23 protein-coding genes are annotated in these 20392 nt (G+C 55.2%); 6 read left to right on the top strand and 17 right to left on the bottom strand.

The genetic code is table 11. From position 1 onward, the window contains the following. Positions 1-9: 9 nt before the first annotated feature. The 3 genes from bamE to nadK form a co-directional block, all read right to left on the bottom strand. Positions 10-348, bottom strand: a complete 339-nt coding sequence (gene bamE / locus L370_RS20380; RefSeq protein WP_023308883.1) for an outer membrane protein assembly factor BamE — start codon at positions 346-348, stop codon at positions 10-12. Between the two features lie 138 nt (positions 349-486). Then, positions 487-2148 carry a DNA repair protein RecN gene (gene recN / locus L370_RS20385; RefSeq protein ID WP_023333123.1) on the bottom strand — a complete coding sequence of 554 codons (1662 nt, stop codon included), beginning with the start codon at positions 2146-2148 and terminating at the stop codon, positions 487-489. Positions 2149-2233: 85 nt separating this feature from the next. Next, positions 2234-3112, bottom strand: a complete 879-nt coding sequence (gene nadK / locus L370_RS20390; protein ID WP_008502500.1) for an NAD(+) kinase — start codon at positions 3110-3112, stop codon at positions 2234-2236. A gap of 122 nt (positions 3113-3234) precedes the next feature. Here nadK and grpE point away from each other — a divergent pair, with 122 nt between their 5' ends. Next, the gene (grpE, locus tag L370_RS20395; protein WP_023333122.1) at positions 3235-3828 is read left to right on the top strand and encodes a nucleotide exchange factor GrpE; all 594 of its coding nucleotides are present in this window, start codon (positions 3235-3237) and stop codon (positions 3826-3828) included. 52 nt (positions 3829-3880) lie between these two features. Here the strand turns inward: grpE and L370_RS20400 are convergent, their stop codons facing one another. Further along, positions 3881-5167 carry an HlyC/CorC family transporter gene (locus L370_RS20400; protein ID WP_032640969.1) on the bottom strand — a complete coding sequence of 429 codons (1287 nt, stop codon included), beginning with the start codon at positions 5165-5167 and terminating at the stop codon, positions 3881-3883. A 19-nt stretch (positions 5168-5186) separates the two neighbouring features. Next, entirely contained in the window at positions 5187-5978 is a 792-nt protein-coding gene (locus L370_RS20405) for a cytochrome C assembly family protein (RefSeq protein WP_014884879.1), read from the bottom strand. A 166-nt stretch (positions 5979-6144) separates the two neighbouring features. Here L370_RS20405 and ffh point away from each other — a divergent pair, with 166 nt between their 5' ends. The 5 genes from ffh to rplS all read left to right on the top strand — a co-directional run bounded on the left by ffh (position 6145) and on the right by rplS (position 9616). After that, the gene (gene ffh / locus L370_RS20410; protein ID WP_014884878.1) at positions 6145-7506 is read left to right on the top strand and encodes a signal recognition particle protein; all 1362 of its coding nucleotides are present in this window, start codon (positions 6145-6147) and stop codon (positions 7504-7506) included. Positions 7507-7622: 116 nt separating this feature from the next. Beyond that, positions 7623-7871, top strand: coding sequence for a 30S ribosomal protein S16 (rpsP, locus tag L370_RS20415; protein WP_003863133.1), 249 nt, complete (start codon positions 7623-7625; stop codon positions 7869-7871). Positions 7872-7886: 15 nt separating this feature from the next. Further along, positions 7887-8426 carry a ribosome maturation factor RimM gene (rimM, locus tag L370_RS20420; RefSeq protein WP_032640972.1) on the top strand — a complete coding sequence of 180 codons (540 nt, stop codon included), beginning with the start codon at positions 7887-7889 and terminating at the stop codon, positions 8424-8426. Positions 8427-8457: 31 nt separating this feature from the next. Beyond that, entirely contained in the window at positions 8458-9225 is a 768-nt protein-coding gene (gene trmD, locus L370_RS20425; RefSeq protein ID WP_014832949.1) for a tRNA (guanosine(37)-N1)-methyltransferase TrmD, read from the top strand. Between the two features lie 43 nt (positions 9226-9268). Beyond that, complete coding sequence (gene rplS / locus L370_RS20430; RefSeq protein WP_002914145.1) at positions 9269-9616, top strand: 50S ribosomal protein L19; 348 nt, start codon at positions 9269-9271, stop codon at positions 9614-9616. A 144-nt stretch (positions 9617-9760) separates the two neighbouring features. Here rplS and L370_RS22390 read toward each other — a convergent pair whose 3' ends face one another. The 12 genes from L370_RS22390 to L370_RS20480 form a co-directional block, all read right to left on the bottom strand. Then, the gene (locus L370_RS22390) at positions 9761-9979 is read right to left on the bottom strand and encodes a DNA-binding transcriptional regulator (RefSeq protein ID WP_071787422.1); all 219 of its coding nucleotides are present in this window, start codon (positions 9977-9979) and stop codon (positions 9761-9763) included. Positions 9980-10055: 76 nt separating this feature from the next. Further along, a complete protein-coding gene (locus L370_RS20435; RefSeq protein WP_023333119.1) occupies positions 10056-11219 on the bottom strand; it encodes a phage late control D family protein in 1164 nt (387 codons plus the stop codon). Then, positions 11216-11680: a phage tail protein gene (locus L370_RS20440; RefSeq protein WP_023333118.1), complete on the bottom strand. Its 465-nt coding sequence runs from the start codon at positions 11678-11680 to the stop codon at positions 11216-11218. Before L370_RS20440 ends, L370_RS20435 begins: the two co-directional genes overlap by 4 nt. Positions 11681-11683: 3 nt before the next feature. Next, positions 11684-14140, bottom strand: coding sequence for a phage tail tape measure protein (locus tag L370_RS20445; protein ID WP_023333117.1), 2457 nt, complete (start codon positions 14138-14140; stop codon positions 11684-11686). Beyond that, on the bottom strand, positions 14130-14288 hold the full coding sequence (locus tag L370_RS22385; RefSeq protein WP_316326018.1) for a GpE family phage tail protein: 159 nt from the start codon (positions 14286-14288) through the stop codon (positions 14130-14132). Before L370_RS22385 ends, L370_RS20445 begins: the two co-directional genes overlap by 11 nt. Then, positions 14285-14593 carry a phage tail assembly protein gene (locus tag L370_RS20450; RefSeq protein WP_023333116.1) on the bottom strand — a complete coding sequence of 103 codons (309 nt, stop codon included), beginning with the start codon at positions 14591-14593 and terminating at the stop codon, positions 14285-14287. Before L370_RS20450 ends, L370_RS22385 begins: the two co-directional genes overlap by 4 nt. Positions 14594-14653: 60 nt before the next feature. After that, the gene (locus L370_RS20455) at positions 14654-15172 is read right to left on the bottom strand and encodes a phage major tail tube protein (protein ID WP_023333115.1); all 519 of its coding nucleotides are present in this window, start codon (positions 15170-15172) and stop codon (positions 14654-14656) included. A gap of 12 nt (positions 15173-15184) precedes the next feature. Continuing rightward, positions 15185-16378, bottom strand: coding sequence for a phage tail sheath protein (locus L370_RS20460; protein ID WP_023333114.1), 1194 nt, complete (start codon positions 16376-16378; stop codon positions 15185-15187). 122 nt (positions 16379-16500) lie between these two features. Then, positions 16501-16905 carry a tail fiber assembly protein gene (locus L370_RS20465; RefSeq protein ID WP_023333113.1) on the bottom strand — a complete coding sequence of 135 codons (405 nt, stop codon included), beginning with the start codon at positions 16903-16905 and terminating at the stop codon, positions 16501-16503. A gap of 11 nt (positions 16906-16916) precedes the next feature. Beyond that, the gene (locus L370_RS20470) at positions 16917-18947 is read right to left on the bottom strand and encodes a phage tail-collar fiber domain-containing protein (protein ID WP_023333112.1); all 2031 of its coding nucleotides are present in this window, start codon (positions 18945-18947) and stop codon (positions 16917-16919) included. A gap of 11 nt (positions 18948-18958) precedes the next feature. Continuing rightward, positions 18959-19489 (bottom strand): phage tail protein I, encoded by a 531-nt coding sequence (locus L370_RS20475; RefSeq protein ID WP_023333111.1) that lies wholly within the window; start codon positions 19487-19489, stop codon positions 18959-18961. Continuing rightward, positions 19482-20390 carry a baseplate assembly protein gene (locus tag L370_RS20480; RefSeq protein ID WP_023333110.1) on the bottom strand — a complete coding sequence of 303 codons (909 nt, stop codon included), beginning with the start codon at positions 20388-20390 and terminating at the stop codon, positions 19482-19484. The genes L370_RS20475 and L370_RS20480 overlap by 8 nt, the downstream gene beginning before the upstream one ends. Positions 20391-20392: the final 2 nt, after the last annotated feature.

The raw sequence follows: 20392 nt of genomic DNA, 5'->3' as shown, positions 1-20392 counted from the left end.
GACTTCTGATTATTTGGTCAGGGCAGGCTTGTTGTCGATGTTGGTCAACACACCGGCACTGCTGAAGGTCAGCGTCAGGGTCTGCTGGGTCGCATCTTCGTGGCCCGGCTTCTGACGGAATACATAGAACCAGGTGTTTGTGCCGAACGGATCGGACATCATCGGGGTTCCCAGTGTATAAGCGACCTGCTGTTGTGTCATCCCCACACGGATTTTGGACACATCGTTAGGGGTAAGGTAGTTCCCCTGGTTGATGTCAGGACGGTAAACCACTTTCTCCAGAGTGGAACAGCCTGCGGTCAACATCAGAAGAACCGCTGCGGCAGCGGTCAGCATTTTACAACGCATAGTGATTTGATTCCTTTTCGGGCCCGAGCAGAACGCGGCTCATATGTAATATGCCGATGATAATAGACCTTGCCCCACTTTGAAACCGGTCTGGCGGCGTTTTTGTTGTTCTGTATGACCCTGAGATCCCGAAAAAGTTTATGCCGCCAGCAGTTCTTTCGCGTTCGCGAGCGTATTACGGGTGACTTCGCTGCCGCCGAGCAGGCGTGCCAGCTCCTGCAGGCGCGCACGTTTATCCAGCGGCTTCATGTGCGTTTCGGTCATTTCACCGTCGGTTTCTTTGCTGACGATAAAGTGATGATGACCACAGCCCGCGACCTGCGGCAGGTGGGTGACACACATCACCTGCGTTGATTCGCCTAGCTGGCGCAGCAGTTTACCCACCACCGCCGCTGTTGGGCCACTGATGCCGACATCCACTTCATCGAAAATCAGCGCCGGGGTTTCCATTTTACGCGCGGTAATCACCTGAATCGCCAGCGCAATACGCGACATTTCACCACCGGAGGCGACTTTAGAAATTGCCTGAAGCGGCTGACCCGGGTTAGTGGTGACGCGGAACTCGATGCGGTCAGCACCTTCCGCCGTCAGGTGGTTCTCTTCAAAGCGGACATCAATGGTGAAGACGCCGTGCGGCATCGCCAGCGTGTGCATGCTGTCGGTGATGTGCTGGCTTAGTTCCAGAGCGTAATGCTGACGGATGTCATGCAGCTTTTGTGCTGTTGCCAGCGCCTGTTCATGGTGCAGGTTCACCGCCAGAGAGAGGGTTTCCTGCGAATCAGCCTGATCGTCAAGCTGCTGCTGTTCTTCCAGCAGAGACTGATAGTAGCCCGGCAGTTCTTCCGGCGTGACGTGGTGCTTTCGCGCCAGTGAAATCTGACGGGAGATGCGCTGCTCCAGCTCAAACAGACGGTTCGGGTCGAGATCCAGACGTTCACAATAGTGGCGCAGTTCGTCACTGGCTTCGGAGATCTGAATCGCTGCTTCTTCCAGCATATCCAGGACACCAGAAAGTTTGCTGTCCATGCCGACCAGCTCGGTAATCAGCTGCCGGACATTATACAGCTGGCCTTGCAGATTAACGTCTTCGCCATCCGCCAGCAGGCTGAGCGCATTCTGGCTGGTTGAGAGCAGGTGACCGCTGTTCGCCAGGCGTTTGTACTCTTCGTCGATTTGCTCAAATTCACCCGGCTGCGGGTTGAATTCGTTCAGCTCTTTGAGCTGGTACGCCAGCAGCTCCGCACGCGCGGCGCGCTCCTGGCTTTGCTGCTGATGCTGGGCGAGCTCGCGGCAGCTCTGATGCCACTGGCGATAGTGCTCCGCCATAAGCTGAGTAAGCGCGTACTCACCCGCATAGCCATCCAGCAGCGCTTTCTGCTGTTCTGGTTTGACGAGTTGCTGGTGCGCGTGCTGCCCGTGGATCTGGATAAGCAGCTGGCCGAGTTCGCGAAGCTGGGAAAGCGGAACCGCCGTGCCGTTGATAAAGCCACGTGAACGACCATCGCTGCTGATCACGCGGCGAAGTAAACACTCACGTCCATCTTCGAGCTGGTTCTGTTCCAGCCATCGCTGGGCGGCAGGGGTGTCTTTCAGGGAGAAACGGGCGCACAGGTCGGCACGGTTTGCGCCCATGCGCACCATATCGCCCTCTGCGCGGCCGCCAAGGCACAAGCCGAGGGCATCAATGGCAATGGATTTACCTGCACCGGTTTCCCCGGTGATCGCCGTCATGCCGCTGTGGAAATCGATCTCAAGCTCACGAACAATGGCAAAGTTGCTGATGGTCAGTTGTGCCAGCATAATTGTTTTCCTGTATGAAAAACCATAACTGTGTTTTCATACAGTATAAACTGGTTTTATATACAGTAAAGTACTGGATGCAAAATCAGAACAATTTTTTTGACCAGCCAAGCTTCGAGCTTAATGTATTGAAATAGCTGTAGTCTTTTGGGTGAATCAGATTCAGGTGGTAATCACACCGCCGAATCAGTACATCTTCACCTTCCTGGATCGGCAGCGCTATCTGGCTGTCGCAGCTGATCTCCAGGTCGTTACGGCGGTGCGAGAAGCGCAGACGTATCGTGCTGTCGCCGTTGATCACCAGCGGGCGGGCGGAGAGCGTGTGCGGGAACATTGGCACCAGGGTAATGGCATCCAGCGAAGGCGTCAGGATCGGGCCGCCGGCAGAAAGCGAGTAGGCGGTTGAGCCGGTCGGGGTGGAGATAATCAGCCCGTCAGAACGCTGGGAGAAGGCAAAGATTTCATCGATATAGACTTCGAACTCGATCATGTGCGCCACTTTACCGGGGTGAAGGACCACCTCATTTATTGCGGTGCTGATGCGCTTCTGGCAGTCCTGCTGGCATACCTGCGCTTCCAGTAAAAAGCGTTTTTCACTGATATAGTGGCCTTCCAGCACGTCGGCCAGCTGCTGTTGGGCATTGTCCGGGTCGAGGTCGGTTAAAAAGCCGAGATTACCACGGTTGATGCCGATGACCTTAATGTCATAGCGCGCCAGCGTGCGGGCCGCGCCAAGCATATTGCCGTCGCCACCCACTACCACGGCGAGATCGGCCTGTTGACCAATCTCTGCCAGCGTGCCGGTTTTGACGCTCTTCAGCTGCAGCTCCTGAGCAATCTGCTGCTCGACCATCACTTCATAGCCTTTGCTACACAACCAGCGATACAACATTTCATGTGTCGTCAATGCGGTAGGGTGACGCGGATGCCCGACGATCCCAATACACCTGAAATGATTATTCATTTTCTGGAGGTCCTTGTGCCTGATGAATGATGACAATCTGTCTTGTTCCCTTGAATCCCGGAAACTGATCCCCATAATAAGCGAAGTTAGCGAGATGAATGCAGAAAAACGCGGAGAAATTCATGAGTAGTAAAGAACAGAAAACGCCTGAGGGGCAAGCCCCTGAAGAAATTATCACGGAACAGCACGATGAAGTTGAGGCTGTAGAGCCAGACGCATCTGCTGAGCAGGTGGACCCGCGCGATGAAAAAATTGCGAATCTGGAAGCCCAGCTGGTAGAAGCACAGAATCGCGAACGCGATGGTGTTCTGCGCATCAAGGCGGAAATGGAAAACCTGCGTCGCCGTACCGAGCAGGACGTAGAGAAGGCGCATAAATTTGCGCTGGAGAAATTCGTCAACGAACTGCTACCGGTGATTGATAGCCTCGATCGCGCGCTGGAAGTGGCTGACAAAGCGAATCCGGACAACGCGGCGATGATCGAAGGTATCGAACTGACGCTGAAATCCATGCTCGACGTAGTGCGCAAGTTTGGCGTGGAAGTGATTGCCGATACCAACGTTCCGCTGGATCCAAACGTTCACCAGGCGATTGCCATGGTGGAGTCCGAAGAGGTAGAAGCCGGTAAAGTGTTGGGCGTGATGCAGAAAGGTTACACCCTGAACGGCCGTACCATTCGCGCTGCGATGGTGACCGTGGCGAAAGCGAAAGCGTAATTTGCCATCCGTAGTGCCGGGTGGCGGCGTTCGCCTCACCCGGCCTACAGCCTTACTCAGCGATACTTTCGCGCAGGGGTTTAACGGGCAGGACTTTCACCTGCTTAATCATGTTGTCCTGCACGTCCAGGATATCAATATCGTACTGCTCAATGCGCACCCGCGTGCCCGCCGCCGGGATCTCTTCCAGCGCCTCCAGAATCATCCCGTTAATTGTGCGAGCCTCATCTTCCGGCAAATGCCAGTTAAAGGCTTTGTTGAGTTCGCGAATGTTCGCGCTTCCGTCAATCAGCACCGAGCCGTCGTTTTGCGGGGTGACCTCTTCCGCGAGGGAAGGCGACATTGACGTGGTAAAGTCCCCGACAATCTCTTCCAGAATATCTTCGACCGTCACCAGCCCCTGAATATCGCCGTACTCATTGACCACCAGGCCGACCTTCTTCTTGTTGCGCTGGAATTTCACCAGCTGCGTGCTGAGCGGGGTGCCTTCCGGCACGTAGTAAATCTCATCGGCGGCGCGCAGCATCACCTCTTTGGTAAACTCTTTTTTCTCGGTCATCAGGCGGTAGGCTTCGCGCACGCGCAGCATGCTGATGGCGTCATCCAGCGAGTCGCGATAAAGCACAATGCGCCCGTGCGGGGAGTGCGTCAGCTGGCGGACGATGGCTTTCCAGTCGTCATTGATGTCGATACCGACGATTTCGTTACGCGGCACCATGATGTCATTTACGCTCACCTTTTCCAGATCCAGCACCGACAGGAGCATGTCCTGATTGCGCCGGGAGATCTGCGAGCGGGATTCATGCACGATGGTACGAAGTTCTTCTTTGCTGAGCGCGCTGCTGATGGTCACATCGGCTTTGATCCCCACCATCCGCATCAGTACGCGCGTCACCATGTTCAGCAGCCAGACCAGCGGCATCATCAGGATCAGCAGCGGTGCCAGCAGGAAGCTGCTCGGGTAGGCGACTTTCTCAGGGTAAAGCGCGGCGATGGTTTTCGGCAGCACTTCGGCAAACACCAGCACCACGAACGTCAGCACGCCGGTAGCAATCGCCACCCCGGCGTTGCCGTACAGGCGCATCCCGACAATAGTGCCGAGGGCGGAGGCCAGAATGTTGACAAGGTTGTTGCCGATGAGCACCAGGCTTATCAGGCGATCCGGCTTGCGGAGCAGTTTTTCAACGCGACGTGCGGCACGGTTACCCTGTTTAGCACGATGACGTAACCGGTAGCGGTTTAAGGTCATCATGCCGGTTTCCGAGCCGGAGAAATAGGCGGAGATGACCACCATGACGATCAGCGTAACGATCAGCGTGGTGGTAGAGATGTGTTCCAGGGGGAACTCCTTTTGTTACTTAGCCAGCAAATTGCTGTATGAAGCGGCTGCCAAAATAGGCAAGGGTGAGAATGCCCGCACCCGCGACGTTGAACCAGACCACGCGACGACCGCGCCAGCCTTCATGATAATGGCCCCATAACAGGACAATATAGACAAACCACGCGATGATGGAGAGCACTGCTTTATCGATATTCTCCACGCTGAACAGGTTCTTCATGTAAAACAGGCCCGTGCAGAGCGTCAGCGTCAGCAGCACTACGCCCACCTGGGTGATGTGGAACATCTTACGCTCAATGACCATCAGCGGCGGCATCTCATGGTTAAACGCCAGCTTTTTGTTTTTCAACTGGTAGTCAATCCAGGCGAGCTGCATGGCGTAAAGCGCGGCGATGATAAGCGTCGCGTAGGCAAAGAGCGACAGGCCGATGTGGACCAGCATCCCCGGGGTAGCCTCCAGATGCGTAATGAATTCATTAGGCATAAAGGTGGCGAGCGCCAGATTGATCAGCGCGAAGGTGTACACAATCGGCAGCAGCAACCAGCCGCGATTTTTAGACGCGACGATGGTCATTACCGTACAGATCATCAGGCTGACCAGCGAGCCGACGTTGAGGACGCTCAGGTTTTGCACGCTGCCGTCGCCGGGGATGATGCGTGATTCCAGCGCAAACGCGTGGCTAATCAGTGCGATCACCGCGGAAAGAATAGCCATGCGCCGCCAGCCGCTGTTTTTTTGCAGCAGTCCAGGAACGATCAGCGCGAGGCTGACAGAATAGGCAACAAGGGCGATCAGTGCGAAAACAGGCATATAGGCATCGACAGTTGTCTTAATAAGAAAGAGAAGCAGTATAACGTTACGTGACGCCTGCTCCAACCGTTGCATAACAACAAAGGCGCCTTCATGTTATACTCCGGCAAAATTCTGTGTATGTGTCGCCCATGGCGGCCCAACGTTTCTACTCAGGCGAGAGACAATGTTTGATAATTTAACCGATCGTTTGTCGCGCACGCTGCGCAACATCAGCGGCCGCGGACGCCTTACTGAAGAGAACATCAAGGAAACGCTGCGCGAAGTGCGCATGGCGCTGCTGGAAGCAGACGTCGCGTTGCCGGTTGTTCGTGATTTTATCAACCGCGTAAAAGAGAAGGCGGTTGGTCATGAAGTTAACAAGAGCCTGACCCCGGGTCAGGAGTTCGTCAAAATCGTTCGTAATGAACTGGTTTCGGCGATGGGCGAAGAGAACCAGGTGCTTAACCTGGCGGCTCAGCCGCCGGCCGTGGTGCTGATGGCGGGCCTGCAGGGTGCGGGTAAAACCACCAGCGTCGGTAAGCTGGGTAAGTTCCTGCGTGAAAAGCACAAGAAGAAAGTGCTGGTGGTCTCTGCGGACGTCTATCGCCCGGCGGCGATCAAACAGCTGGAAACCCTGGCCGAGCAGGTCGGCGTGGATTTCTTCCCGTCCGATGTGGCGCAGAAGCCTGTCGACATCGTTAACGCGGCGCTGAAAGAAGCGAAGCTGAAATTTTACGACGTGCTGCTGGTGGATACCGCCGGTCGTCTGCACGTTGACGAAGCGATGATGGACGAGATCAAGCAGGTGCATGCCTCTATCAACCCGGTAGAGACCCTGTTCGTTGTCGACGCCATGACCGGCCAGGATGCGGCGAATACCGCGAAAGCGTTTAACGAAGCGCTGCCGTTAACCGGCGTGGTGCTGACCAAAGTTGACGGTGACGCCCGCGGCGGTGCGGCGCTCTCCATTCGTCACATCACCGGTAAGCCGATCAAGTTCCTCGGCGTGGGCGAAAAAACCGAAGCGCTGGAGCCGTTCCACCCGGACCGTATTGCCTCCCGTATTCTCGGCATGGGCGACGTGCTGTCGCTGATCGAAGATATCGAGAGCAAGGTTGACCGCGCGCAGGCCGAGAAGCTGGCCAGCAAGCTGAAAAAAGGTGACGGTTTCGATCTCACCGACTTCCTTGAGCAGCTGCGTCAGATGAAAAACATGGGCGGCATGGCCAGCCTGATGGGCAAACTGCCGGGCATGGGCCAGATCCCTGACAACGTGAAAGCGCAAATGGATGACAAGGTGCTGGTGCGTATGGAGGCGATCATCAACTCGATGACCCTCAAAGAACGCGCTAACCCGGACATCATCAAAGGTTCCCGTAAACGCCGTATCGCAGCCGGTTGCGGCATGCAGGTGCAGGACGTTAACCGCCTTCTGAAACAGTTCGACGACATGCAACGCATGATGAAGAAAATGAAGAAAGGCGGCATGGCGAAGATGATGCGCGGTATGAAAGGGATGATGCCTCCCGGTTTTCCAGGGCGTTAATCGCTTTTGAGATTGCTTTTTGCCCGAAAATGAGTAAAATTTTCGGGCTTTTAATATGACACCCGGGCTCCGTTCCTCGATGGGGCCCGGTTGTTTTATTCACACAAGAGGATGTTATGGTAACTATTCGTTTAGCACGTCACGGCGCTAAAAAGCGTCCGTTCTACCAGGTTGTTGTGACTGACAGCCGTAATGCACGCAACGGTCGCTTCATCGAGCGCGTTGGTTTCTTCAACCCACTGGCCGCTGGCGCAGAAGAAGAAACTCGTCTGGATCTGGATCGTATCGCTCACTGGGTTGGCCAGGGCGCTACTGTTTCCGATCGCGTTGCTACGCTGATCAAAGCAGCAAACAAAGCAGCTTAATCTGTCACGGTGGTCATGATGAGCAATAAAGCACCTGTTGAACCGATCGTATTGGGAAAAATGGGTTCTTGCTACGGTATCCGTGGTTGGCTCAGAGTGTTTTCCTCCACTGAAGACGCTGATAGCATTTTTGATTACCAGCCCTGGTTTATCCAGAAAGGCGGTAAGTGGGAAGAGGTCGAGCTGGAAAGCTGGCGTCACCACAATCAGGACATCATCATCAAGCTGAAAGGCATTGACGATCGTGATGCCGCGAATGCGCTGACTAATTGTGAAATTGTCGTGGATTCGTCGCAGTTGCCACAGCTGGAAGAGGGCGACTACTACTGGAAAGACCTTATGGGTTGCCAGGTAGTCACTACTGAAGGCTACAGCCTGGGGAAAGTCATCGATATGATGGAAACCGGGTCAAATGACGTTCTCGTCATTAAGGCAAACCTGAAAGATGCATTTGGCATCAAGGAGCGGTTGGTTCCGTTCCTCGATGGACAGGTTATCAAGAAAGTCGATCTCACTACTCAAACCATTGAAGTAGATTGGGATCCTGGTTTTTAAATTCTCCGGATAAACGGTAAAAGACGGCGCTATGTGGATTGGCATAATTAGCCTGTTTCCTGAAATGTTCCGCGCGATTACCGATTACGGGGTAACTGGCCGGGCAGTAAAGAATGGCCTGCTGAGCATCCAGAGCTGGAGTCCTCGTGACTTTACTCATGACCGGCACCGTACCGTGGACGATCGTCCTTACGGCGGCGGACCGGGGATGCTAATGATGGTGCAACCCTTACGGGACGCCATTCACACAGCAAAAGCCGCGGCAGGTGAAGGCGCAAAGGTGATTTATCTGTCACCTCAGGGACGCAAGCTTGATCAAGCGGGCGTGAGCGAACTGGCGACGAATCAAAAGCTGATTCTGGTCTGTGGGCGCTACGAAGGGATAGATGAGCGCGTAATTCAAACCGAGATTGACGAAGAATGGTCTATCGGCGATTACGTTCTCAGCGGTGGTGAGTTACCCGCAATGACGCTGATTGACTCCGTCGCCCGGTTCATTCCGGGGGTTCTGGGCCATGAAGCTTCGGCAACGGAAGATTCCTTTGCCGATGGGTTGCTGGACTGTCCACACTATACTCGTCCTGAAGTGTTAGAAGGGATGGAAGTACCGGCGGTGTTACTGTCTGGAAACCATGCCGAGATACGTCGCTGGCGTTTGAAGCAGTCGCTGGGCCGAACCTGGCTTAGAAGACCTGAACTTCTGGAAAACCTGGCTCTGACTGAAGAGCAAGCAAAGTTGCTGGCCGAGTTCAAAACTGAACACGCGCACCAGCAGCATGAACATGATGGGAATGCGTAATACGCTCCCGAATATCAGTTTACCCAGGATAAGAGATTAAATTATGAGCAACATTATTAAGCAACTTGAACAAGAGCAGATGAAGCAAGACGTACCTTCCTTCCGTCCAGGTGACACCGTGGAAGTGAAAGTATGGGTTGTTGAAGGTTCCAAAAAACGTCTGCAGGCATTCGAGGGCGTGGTTATCGCTATTCGTAACCGCGGTCTGCACTCTGCATTCACTGTTCGTAAAATTTCCAACGGCGAAGGCGTTGAGCGTGTCTTCCAGACTCACTCTCCGGTAGTTGACAGCATTGCTGTTAAACGTCGTGGTGCTGTACGTAAAGCTAAACTGTATTACCTGCGTGAGCGTACTGGTAAGTCTGCTCGTATTAAAGAGCGTCTGAACTAATAACGCGCTTTCGCAACATCCGAAAGCTTGTAGAAAACAAGGGGTTAGCGTAATGCTAGCCCCTTTTTTATTGGCGATGGCGGCAAATTGGCGGCAGAGATTAACGCTTTGGCGATAGAAATAAAAAAACCTGCCGGAGCAGGTTCAAAGCCACAGACTACCCTGATTGTATTTTGAGGGGTGGGGCGGGGCTGGCACCACTTCACCTGGCTTAACTATGTACCTTGCAAGTGTTTCGTGTGTCACAAAAGTACAGCCACAGTTTATGTTTTGGCACTGGTGATAACGCTCTTTTGTTTCAGAGCTTAAATACCGGCTTGACCTTGCGTGTGAAGCGTCCTGGCATAATGGACAGTGCATCATATTTATATCCCCCTCTCATGACCTAGTCGGGATGATAAACCGCAAATTTGCATTTGCAAGATAAAGTTTGCATTGTTTAATCGCTGACTTGCTCGTACTCAACATCCGAAATCTTAACCTCAAGCTCTAAATCCGTGGTGTAGCCATTCCCGTTGAGGTTATGCACCACACGGCTGATTATCCACGCCTGATCGTCTATGACGCGCTTAAACCCTTTTACGGCAATTGGCGTTTCAGGGAATAAATCAGCCCGGCCAATCGCCAGTGAGATTGAAAACTCCGCAACCCCTCTCTGCAGTCTGTCCCACTTCGCCTGAGCTGCGCGCATAGCCTGCGTCTTAGTCGCGTAGATGGTCGTTAGCTCCAGCACGTTGTCAGCCTCACCGGCCATGTACTCACCCTCGCGCGCTTCCTGCTCTTTTTTGGCTTTAGTCTTTGCCGGTGCTTTTGTCGCTTTCGGGTGCTGCAGCGCTCGGAGGTGCTTCTCTTTGGGCTTACGCTTGAGCTTAACCTTTTGCTTTTGCGGCTTCGGGTCTTTGGTGTGCAGCCATTTTGCCGTCACGCCTGTGTAGGCTTCCCGGTCAGCAATGGCAAACTGATGACGATCGCCGTCGGCGCGCTCAAGCGTCATCTGCGGAATAGGCTTACCGCTGGCCGTCTTACCGCTCCCCGCTTTCAGGAATAACAGTTTCCCTGCTTTTACCGAAACCGACGCCCCGTTCCGGTCAGCCAGGCGGGACAGAAACACCGCGTCGGATTCCTGCGACTGGTCAATGTGAGGCACGGCGACTGCTTTCAGCGTGTCGGCCACGCTGGCCGTCAGCTTATTGCGTGCCGCAATCGTCTCCACAATTTGCCCGAGCGTGGTGTCATGCCATGACTGTTCCCGGCGAGAGTTCAGCGTCCCGCGAAAATCGGCGCTTCGACCCCGGATGGTCAGCGTATCAGGTGCGCCCCTGTGCTCGATTTCATCGACCGTGAACGTCCCTTTTTTTATCAGCGCGGATCCCTGCCAGCCTAACCACAGCGTCAACGTTGCGCCGCGCGGTGGCAAAGCTATCTGACCGTCAGTGTCATCGAGCTCGATATCGAGCTGGTCGGCCTCGAATCCGCGATTGTCGGTCATGGTCAGGCTGATAAGGCGGTCACTAAAATCCTGCGTGATATCCTCGTTATCCAGCTTGAGCATAAACGCCGGGGCTATCTTCGCCCCGGCCTGAATATCCATTCCTGTAATCATCCTGCCAGCCCTCCCAGCCAGTCACCGGCAGACGTGACCAGATTGTCGGCCTGCGTTTTCAGGTCGCCATAAATGGCCGCCAGCGATTTATCGACCCGCTTAAGGGACAGGCTAAACTCGATTTTTCTCGCCGCTCCGTCGCTGAATAGCTCGGTGTGCGTATGCGTCACTTTGTCGATGACATACATGCCGTGGATCATGCCCGTTCCGTCAATCAGCGGCCACGCGCGCCCCTCGTCTGCCATCAGCTCGATGGCGGTCAGTGACAGACGTCCGCCGGTAATTTCGGGATAGAGCACGCCCGACAGCGTGCGCGTGGTTTCCCCTTCCCCGAGATACTGGTAAGCCGGTGGCTTGCCGATACGGTCGTTTGACGCCCAGCGGTAATCCTTCGAATACTGCATAGACTGATAAGGCAGCGTGCGGCGCTCAAACACAAACAAACCCAAAACCATTAACATGCTTTATCCCCTTGAGTCATGACGCATACTTGAGCGCTGACGCGCACGGTTTTCACGGTCGAGTTTATCGACAGCCTCACGCAGCTGACGGTCGAGGTCGCTGCCCGGCGCGATGCCACCATTCAGGTTGATGTTATATTCTGGCTTGCTCTGGTCGACGTAAGTCTTACCAGTCGGCGCCGTTACCGGCTGATATGCCTGATAGCCGCCATATGTTGAGGTTGTCGGAATATAAGATTCATTTTGCGAGCCGGTGGCGGCATTGGCTTTTGCGGCCTTCTGGTCAAGGTCGGTCGATTCTTTATTGATAACCCCGAGCTTTTCCAGTAACCAGTTAACGCCGGTGCGCAATGTATTAAAGCTTTTGAGCGGTAACATCAGCGCTTCGGCCAACATCTTACCGAACATCACACCCGCATTTTTGCAGCTGTCGAGCGTCTCCTGCGTCGATTTAACCGGTGCGATCAGGTCTTTAAACCACTGCCACGCCGCTTTAAGTTTGTCACCCAGCCAGTCAAAAACCGGCTTTAACGGTTCGAATAATTCCACTACCGGGGCAAAAGCCTGTTTTAACCCTTCCATTACGCCTGAGAAAAACGCGCTTATTGGCTCCCAGTATTTGCGGATAAGCAGCGCACCGGCGACGATGGCAACGCCAATAGCCACAATCGGCCAGGTAAGTGCCCCGAGCACGGCCATAATGGCACCACCCACCACCGAGAAAATCGTTCCTAGCAGCGATGCACCGGCTATTAACATATTAATGCCGGTAATAACCGGCCAGGCGACCAGACCTATTGCCCCGACGATGCCAATTATTGCCATTGCACCACCTGCGATGATGCCGATGGTTTCCGCAAGTTCCTTATTGTTTTTGATCCAGTCATCAAGTTGTAAAACGTACCGTGTGGCTGTTTGGGTTAATTTTCGTAGAGAGCTATCTTGCTGGTCGTATAGGTCTGTGCCGACGGCCTCATAAGCTGACTGAAATTCTTTGAAGTCGCCCCCGAGGTTGTCCTGCATGATTTTGACCAGCTCAGCTGTTTTCCCGTCTGAGGCTTTCAGTGTTGCAGTGAGCTTATCGAGCTTGCCGCTCGCAGCAGCAGCGAGTAACACGTTTGACGATTTAAGGGCTTCCTCTCCGAAAATTGTTTTGAGATATTCCCCCTGCTGCGCGTTACCGAGTTTGTGCTTATCGAAACTCGCCTGAATTTCTTTCAGGATGCTAAATACCGGGCGCATATTGCCCTTGCTATCAGAGGTCTTAACTCCCAGCTCTTTGAGTGCTGTCCACGCTTTCCCGGTTGGTGCCTGCAACCGGCTGACGACAGCACTGCTACCAGTACCAGCCATTGAGCCTCTGATATTGTTGTCATGCAGCACACCGGTCATTGCTGCAGCTTGCTCAAGACTTACCCCGGCGGTTTTTGCTACCGGCCCGAGATATGTCAAAGCATCACTGAGCCCTTGAAAGTCAGCAGCAGATTTATTCATCGTGGCTGATAGCACATCGCCAACATGGCTAACGTCACTATTCTGCAGTTGAAACGCCGCTTTTGTTCCAAGCAGTAATTGGGCGTTCTCCTCCATAGACCTTCTGTTAGCCAGTGACATATCGAGTGTGACAGGCGTCGCTGCCTGTATTGCGGCAGCGTCACCGCCAGCTTTCGCGATAATAATTTGCGCGCCTGCGGCATCATCTGCAGACGCAGCAGTATTGTCACCGAGCTGGCGCGCCTGTTTGCGCAGCGCCTCCATTTCGGGTGACTGTTTATCGACCCCGAGCACGGCCTGCAGCTCAGAGTTTTTCTGTGCAAAGTCATAGCCCGGCATCATCAACTTCACCCCGGCCATCGTTCCCGCCGTGGCGAATCCGACACCCGCCGCGCCAGCCGCTGCAGCGCCTCCGGCAAGGGATTTACCGGCCTGATAACGCTCTTTAACGCGACTCAGTCGCGCCTGCTGCTGGCTGACCCGCGCCAGTGCCTCGCGCTGCCGGTTGAGCTGCGCAGTCGTTTCACTGATACTGGTTTTCAGGCGGCGCTCATCCGCCGACAGAGTACGGGTGTTAATCCCGGCCTGCGCGAGCTCGGTGCGCTGGCGCTGTACCGACTGCCTGAGGCTGTTGTATTTGAGCTGCAGGTCAGCGGCGGATTTCTTTGCCGCCTCCATCGCGCGCGCCTGCGCGGTTGTAGGGTTCTGCGTGTTTTTAAACTGGACGGCCAGCGCGGCGGCTTCCTGTTTCGCCTTGTTAAGCGACTGGCCTGTCACGGCAAGCTGTGCGCTCGCTTTCCTGAATCCGTCAATTCGGGATGCCTGCGCATTCAGATCGCGCAGGCTGTTTTGAGAAGTGCGGATATCGCCAGCAAGGGTCTTGCTGGCAGTCTGGATAGCTTTAAGCGGTCGGCTTGCCCGGTCTACTGCGTTCAGCAGTACCTCAATCCTGACGTTATTGCTCATGGTGGTGTCCGCTTCGCTGCAGCGCCTTTTCGCGCCATGTGATGAGCTCGGCCACGCTCAGGGAATTTAGCTCTGATGGCGGCCAGTGAAATATCACTGCGATATCCGCCATCAGGTCATCGACCGAAAGGTTATCCGGGAAGGTCAGCGAGCCGAAGATGGCGACAAAAAACCGACCACCTTACCGGCAAATAAAATCAGGTCTGACGCTTCCAGACGCATGACCTCATGCTCGGTGAGCGCCGGGTACGTCATACGCGGCAGCACCTTAATCAGCGCGTCGACGTCAGAGTTTGCCAGCGACGCCAGACTCACGCCGCGCAGGGTTCCCGCGTTGGGTTTAGTGACGGTCACCTGTTCGATTTTCTGCTCACCGCGCAGGACGGGGTTATCGAGGATCACAATGTTTGAGTTTTCGGTTTCGGTGGTGGCAGTTTCGTTAATGTTTTCCATGATGTTGCTCTCTTTGAACGTGAGTAAGTGACCGGCCAGCCTGGCTGACCGGTTAAGGGGTTACAGGCCAATCGCCCGGCGGTGCTCAGCGAGACGGTCGACGCCGTCGACTTTCATCACCATGTTGACGACGTCAATCTCAATGACCTCTTTGCCGTCAATCGTGAGCTGGTAGTACGAGCACTCGGTCGCGATTTTGGTCGTGCCGCTTTCGCCCTGTTTGTTTTCGCCGCCGTCGTACTCCTTATGACGGCCACGCATGACCACCTCAACGGCAGAAATAGCGCCGGTGTCATCGCGCTGGAATGAGCCGGTGAAGCGCAGCGGCACGCTATCCGCCCCCGGTGACGCGTACTGCGCCCACAGCTCAACGTCAGGCAGGCCGCCCAGCGTCCACTCAAGCGACAGCGCGTCATCGTCGAGGCCGAGGTCAATCGACACCGAGCCCGGCATCCCGCCGCCGCGATATTTCTCAAGCTTTCGGGTCAGCTTTGGCAGGGTGACGGATTCAACGACGCCCATGTAGCTGAGACCGTCGTTAAACATGTTCAGGTATTTCAGTTTGCGTGGTAACGCCATGCTCTGAGCTCCTTAGCTATTGACCGAGTCTGACAGGTCTGCCAGATAGGTATCGGTGATGCGCTGGCGCAGGGTCAGGTTTTCCAGCGGCGGGACTGGGGTGTAGTCGTAATCGATATACAGCTTCCCGGCTTTCAGGGTTTCCACGGTGTTTGACTCCGGGTCGTACCAGCAGGAGCCGTCAACGATATAGCCGTTATTTTTCAGCTCGCGGAATTTGGCATTGATACCGGCGACGATGTCGCGGATGAGCGTTGCGGAAACGGGCTTATCCATCGCCCACGCGTGCGCCTCAGCCATCGTGTCGGCCAGCACCTGCGCCGTGCGGGTGTAATTTTCAAACACGAATAACGGGTCATCTGAGCAGGTGCGGTTGCCCCAGAATTTAAAGCCGTCGTTGCGGATGAGCGTTGTCACCCCGGCCTGATTCAGCAGGTTGGCGTCGGTGGCCTGCTCCTGCAAATCCCATGAGACCGAGGCGCTGACGCCGGTGACGCCATTCACGCCGACGTTAGACAGCGTTTTGTGCCAGCCGATTGTCTGGTCGATTTTGGCACGCATGCCGAGCGCGCGGGCGGTCGCCCATGCGGTCTGGGTTTCGTTCGTCGTGGTGTCCCATGCCAGAAAATCAGGGTGAATGACCATCAGCTCGCGCTGGCTGAAGTTTTCCCGATAGGCGATCGCTTCGGAAATGGTCTTGCAACCCCACGCGCTCACGTAGCCGAACGCGCGCAGGCTCTGACAGGTCGACGCAAGCGCGGTCGCCACTTCCTGCGTATCCAGTCCCGGCACGCCGAGAATGCGCGGTTTAACGCCGGTGACGGTTTTCGCCGTTAACAGCGCTTTCAGCCCGGTGTATTTGCCGTTTTCATCGGTCGTGCCAATGATGTTAGAAATGGTTTCTTTCTGCGCCGCTTCCGGGTCTTCCGGGTCGTCGATACCTTCGGGAACGCGCACCACCACAATGACCGGCTTGCACTGGTCGGCGATGGCCTGCAGGGATTTTGACAGCGTGCCTTTTTTCCCGGCTTTACCGATAGCTGTTTGCACACTGGTAATCAGCACCGGCTCGTTAAGTGGAAACGTCTTTTCGTCAGCATCGCTGGCCGTGCAGACCATGCCGATGATGGCCGTCGAGACGGTGGAAATGGTGCGCGTGCCATCGTTAATCTCGATGACCTCGACGCCGTGATGATAGTCGCCCATCTGTTTAACTCCGTGGTTAAGGGGTGCGACTATTTTCTGTTGTGTGCTTCACGGGTGCGATGCAATGCCGTTGGTGGGGGAATGAAACAACAAACAAAAGCCCTCCGGGTGGAGGGCTCGGGTCAGACTGGTTTTTCAGGCCATTCTATTGATGGCGCCGCGCTGATATCGAGTCGGTTTAACATCACCCGGTAACGCTTCCAGCGGGTGAGCAATTCAGCCTCTTCCCCGGTGTCAATCCCGAGCTCGTAAGCATCCTGCAGCGGCGTGATTCTGGCGTTAGCCTCAGCCATCAGTGCAGTCCGGGTTTCTTCAGCCAGTGCAATGAGCGCATCAGCCGAGGGCTCCGGCGGGTCGACTAAAATGGGGTTTCCGGCCTCGTCAGCGGCAATCACTTTTCCCGTGGATTGCCCCTCACGCAGCGAAAAGTATGATTCTTCACTGATTTCCACGGCATCAGCAGGAGTGGATTTATTCACCTCATCGCAATAAAAACCCAGCGTTGTTTTCGAAAAATAATAATTCATCTTTTATCTTCCTAATAACCAATTGCAAACCAGCATAACTGGCGATCTGTTGCGGCAGTATTTGACAGGGAATATTGTGATGCCGATTTAATAAATCCCGTCATTGAGTTTTCGCCAGCCGTTCGCTCGATGTTGTTTGATACCGTCAACGATGCGCAACCAGTCGGAAACGAAACCGGGAAACTGAATGTCCGCGTGGTTGCCCCGCTAACGCTCTCAATCCCCCACTGAAAAATCATTCCCGTGTTTGAATCTTTAAACCACCCGCGTGACCCTTTTGATGCGGTATTGACCTTCTGGAAAGTGCTGTTAGCCAGCGACTTGGTATAAAACCGGTTATCGAAATTCTCATAGCTGCCCGGCTTAATCTGGCCTCTCGCCTCCACATGCCCGCCACGGGTATCGACAAAGACCGTGACGCCCTCACTGCCGGTGAGGGTGCAATAGAATCCGATACCGTTCCATGATTTCAGCAGCAGGTTATTACTGGAAAAGCCGACGGCATCCTCACCCTGATAAATCCCCGTTGCGTTCCTGATTTTCACGCCTTCCGAGAACATAACCTCTTTCTGGAACGTGCCGCCCTTTGTCGCTGAAACGGCATCGACTTCATCAGCCGTAGGCGGGTTATTTGAATCGTAGAGCTTAATCCAGCCCTGCCACTCACCGTTCATTTTTGTGCGGTGGCGCAATGGTTCATCCGGGCGACCTGCACGCCAGCCAATCTGACGGCCGGTATTCTGGTCATACTGGCAATGAATCAGCTCTGAGGCCTGATTCGCAACCGGGCCATGAATACCCTCGGCGCTCATTCTGAAAAAACCATTAAAATTGATATTATTAGCATCAGTCAGGCCGACTCCTGCCACCGCACCAACACCAAAATCACCCACCCTCAAGACCCGCCCGCCAGTGGTATCGATATTGGAGGTGGTCACATCTTTTGTGGCCGCCGTACCCGCATCATCCAGATTCGTGGTTTTCAGGCTGATATCTTTGGTGCCGTCAAAATCCACTCCGGCAATTTTTCGCGCGGTGGCGAGTTTCTTTGCGGCTTCCGCTGTACCTTTGGCCGGTAACGCGCCGACATCATCGGCGGTGGGTTTATACCCTTCATGGTAGATAGCCTTATCGTCATACTTCAGCTCGCCCGTATGCTTCAGTTGCAGAAACTTATTCGACGCACCGTTAGCGATATATACATCAGAGTTACCCACCCCAAACGACACGCTGCCAATAGAGGTTTTAATTCCAAACCCGCCTGTCAGCCAGCCGCCCGCCAGCGGTAAACGGCCATTTGCATTATCGTTTGCCACTTTTACGGCTTTTGGCGTCGCTGCGACGCTCTCAGACGCGCTGTCTACCGCGCTACTGAGCTGCACGATACCCTTTTGCGCCGTGGTGGCGTCCTGAGCCGTATATTTCCCCTTAGCAAGGTCATACGCCGCCTTTACCGCTTTCGGCGTTGCTGCGACGCTCTCAGACGTGCTGTCGGTCGCACTGCTTAACTGCGTGAAACCCTTTGCTGTGAGCGTGGCGTCAGGGTGACGGCGGGACTGCTCATGCTCCGCGAGCTTGTCGTCAACGTAGTCCTGCGTTGCCATCACCATTGAGGTGTCAATCGTGAGCTCGACCGACTCGATGTCGCTTACCATGATGACCATACGCACGGTCTGCGCACGGCCTGACCCCTCTGCCAGCGCTGGCTTGTAGCTTTCGGCCATGTTACCGACCGCAATCAGCGTGCCGGTATCATCATAAAGCCCCATTTCACGCATCCAGAAACCGCCGGTCTCCGGCGGGATAAGCAGCTCCGCCACGACATAATTTTTGTTTTTATTGTCCTGGCTGATTTTGTTCAGCGCGTGACGCCAGACCTCTTTGACGAGCTTTGTCTGGTTCGGGTCAGGCACCGGCAGCGTGCCGCCACCGTCGCCGATGGCCATCGCCGTAAAATTCACTTTTTTACCGTTAGGTACGGTCGCTGCGGCCAGCTTAACTGCACCGGCTTTGGTGATGACCGTTTTGTATTTCACTGTCATTGTTCTCTCACTTATCCGGGATAAACCGTGATGATGTCGCCGTCATAGGTCAGGGCTCCGGTGTAGAGGTTGCCGGGAATGTCCTGAATGATAGTCAGGCCGATAAGGTGGCGGCTGGCTGGTTTGGCATCCGCGATGAGCCGCTCCATCTCGTAATACATTTCCTCGGTGATGCCGGTCTCTAACACACCGATATCGAGGCGAAACGTGCCGGGCGGGTCGTTAGTTTCCCACCACTCGGACACGTTAATCAGGTAGCCGAGCGGCTCCACCACGCGACGCACAGCACCAATCGTTCCTTTGTGCGCATGGATAAACCACGCCGCGCGGATCACATCCCGCTTTGTGGCCTCCGGCCAGTTCTCATCCCAGCGGTCAACGGAAAACGCCCACGCCAACCACGGCAGCAAATTTGCCGGGCAGTTATCGGGGCTCCAGAGACGGCGCAGCGGAACGGGGGTATTTTCAATCTCAGCGCAGGCGCGCGCCGCCGCCACCTCAAGCGGCGACGAGCCCACCGGCAGCAGGCGGGTATCATTCATCGTTGCCCCCGATAGTCACGCTGTACTCGCTGCACCATGACGCCTGCGTGTCATCGAGCACGATGTCGGCCACCGGTTCTGCCAGCTCGACACGCTGCACGCCTTCGACGTGGAGCGCGGCATAAATCGCTGATTTGCGGATATCGCGCCCGAGCCGGTGCTGCGCAGTGATATACGCCTGCAGCTTAGTTTTCGCCGCACTGAGCACCGGCTCGCTTTCGGGGCCAGGGTAAAGGTAAAGCGATGCGGTGATTTTATAGTCGACAATGTTCGCCGACTGCACGGTCACGCGGTCAGCGACCGGCCTGACGTCCTCATCGTTCAGCGCGGTACGCACGATGGCGAGCAGCTCGTCAGAAGCTATCCCGTTATTTTCGCGGGACAGCACCGTGACCGTGACACACGCAGGCTCGGGACTGATGACCGAAATATCGGCGACCCGCCCGTCAGCGCTGCGGCCATGAAACTGATAGGAGCCGGTAGAGCCTGCGGTACTCAGCCCCTCAAATGCCTGTTGTATGCGCAGCCGATAGTCGGTGTCCGACTCCATCACGGCAGGCGTCGGCGGTAACGTCGTGTCGTCTGCAGGCGTGATGACAAGGCGCTCGACGTTGTAATTTCCGCCTATCTGGTCGAGGTCTGCGCCGGTGGCGTAGGCCAGCATGACCGCGCGTGCGGACTCGTTGACGCGCTGTCGCCAGATAACTTCCCGGTAGGCGTTTTCCTGCAGCAGCTTCACCAGCGGCTCTGATTCGAGCGTCAGCGTGCGCGCGACTGCCTCCTGTTGTTCCTCGGGATAAAGTGAGACGAGCGTCGCCTTTCGTTCGCTCAGGATGGTTTCATAGTCCAGTTCTTCCACCACGTCGGGCGCGGCGAGCTGGTTAAGGTCAACAATTGCCATAG

Origin of the sequence: Enterobacter sp. MGH 24, assembly GCF_000493015.1 — a bacterium.
In the GTDB taxonomy this organism is placed as follows: Bacteria; Pseudomonadota; Gammaproteobacteria; order Enterobacterales; family Enterobacteriaceae; genus Enterobacter.
The sequence above is the reverse complement of the archived record's forward strand: the minus strand, read 5'-3'. Positions and strand labels throughout refer to the sequence as shown.

What these genes read in the sequence shown, in the direction of transcription:
- bamE (WP_023308883.1), bottom strand. Translation starts at nt 348, where the DNA reads ATGCGTTGTAAAATGCTGACCGCTGCCGCAGCGGTTCTTCTGATGTTG.
- recN (WP_023333123.1), bottom strand. Translation starts at nt 2,148, where the DNA reads ATGCTGGCACAACTGACCATCAGCAACTTTGCCATTGTTCGTGAGCTT.
- nadK (WP_008502500.1), bottom strand. Translation starts at nt 3,112, where the DNA reads ATGAATAATCATTTCAGGTGTATTGGGATCGTCGGGCATCCGCGTCAC.
- grpE (WP_023333122.1), top strand. Translation starts at nt 3,235, where the DNA reads ATGAGTAGTAAAGAACAGAAAACGCCTGAGGGGCAAGCCCCTGAAGAA.
- L370_RS20405 (WP_014884879.1), bottom strand. Translation starts at nt 5,978, where the DNA reads ATGCCTGTTTTCGCACTGATCGCCCTTGTTGCCTATTCTGTCAGCCTC.
- ffh (WP_014884878.1), top strand. Translation starts at nt 6,145, where the DNA reads ATGTTTGATAATTTAACCGATCGTTTGTCGCGCACGCTGCGCAACATC.
- rpsP (WP_003863133.1), top strand. Translation starts at nt 7,623, where the DNA reads ATGGTAACTATTCGTTTAGCACGTCACGGCGCTAAAAAGCGTCCGTTC.
- rimM (WP_032640972.1), top strand. Translation starts at nt 7,887, where the DNA reads ATGATGAGCAATAAAGCACCTGTTGAACCGATCGTATTGGGAAAAATG.
- trmD (WP_014832949.1), top strand. Translation starts at nt 8,458, where the DNA reads ATGTGGATTGGCATAATTAGCCTGTTTCCTGAAATGTTCCGCGCGATT.
- rplS (WP_002914145.1), top strand. Translation starts at nt 9,269, where the DNA reads ATGAGCAACATTATTAAGCAACTTGAACAAGAGCAGATGAAGCAAGAC.
- L370_RS22390 (WP_071787422.1), bottom strand. Translation starts at nt 9,979, where the DNA reads ATGATGCACTGTCCATTATGCCAGGACGCTTCACACGCAAGGTCAAGC.
- L370_RS20435 (WP_023333119.1), bottom strand. Translation starts at nt 11,219, where the DNA reads ATGATTACAGGAATGGATATTCAGGCCGGGGCGAAGATAGCCCCGGCG.
- L370_RS20440 (WP_023333118.1), bottom strand. Translation starts at nt 11,680, where the DNA reads ATGTTAATGGTTTTGGGTTTGTTTGTGTTTGAGCGCCGCACGCTGCCT.
- L370_RS20445 (WP_023333117.1), bottom strand. Translation starts at nt 14,140, where the DNA reads ATGAGCAATAACGTCAGGATTGAGGTACTGCTGAACGCAGTAGACCGG.
- L370_RS20450 (WP_023333116.1), bottom strand. Translation starts at nt 14,593, where the DNA reads ATGGAAAACATTAACGAAACTGCCACCACCGAAACCGAAAACTCAAAC.
- L370_RS20455 (WP_023333115.1), bottom strand. Translation starts at nt 15,172, where the DNA reads ATGGCGTTACCACGCAAACTGAAATACCTGAACATGTTTAACGACGGT.
- L370_RS20460 (WP_023333114.1), bottom strand. Translation starts at nt 16,378, where the DNA reads ATGGGCGACTATCATCACGGCGTCGAGGTCATCGAGATTAACGATGGC.
- L370_RS20465 (WP_023333113.1), bottom strand. Translation starts at nt 16,905, where the DNA reads ATGAATTATTATTTTTCGAAAACAACGCTGGGTTTTTATTGCGATGAG.
- L370_RS20470 (WP_023333112.1), bottom strand. Translation starts at nt 18,947, where the DNA reads ATGACAGTGAAATACAAAACGGTCATCACCAAAGCCGGTGCAGTTAAG.
- L370_RS20475 (WP_023333111.1), bottom strand. Translation starts at nt 19,489, where the DNA reads ATGAATGATACCCGCCTGCTGCCGGTGGGCTCGTCGCCGCTTGAGGTG.
- L370_RS20480 (WP_023333110.1), bottom strand. Translation starts at nt 20,390, where the DNA reads ATGGCAATTGTTGACCTTAACCAGCTCGCCGCGCCCGACGTGGTGGAA.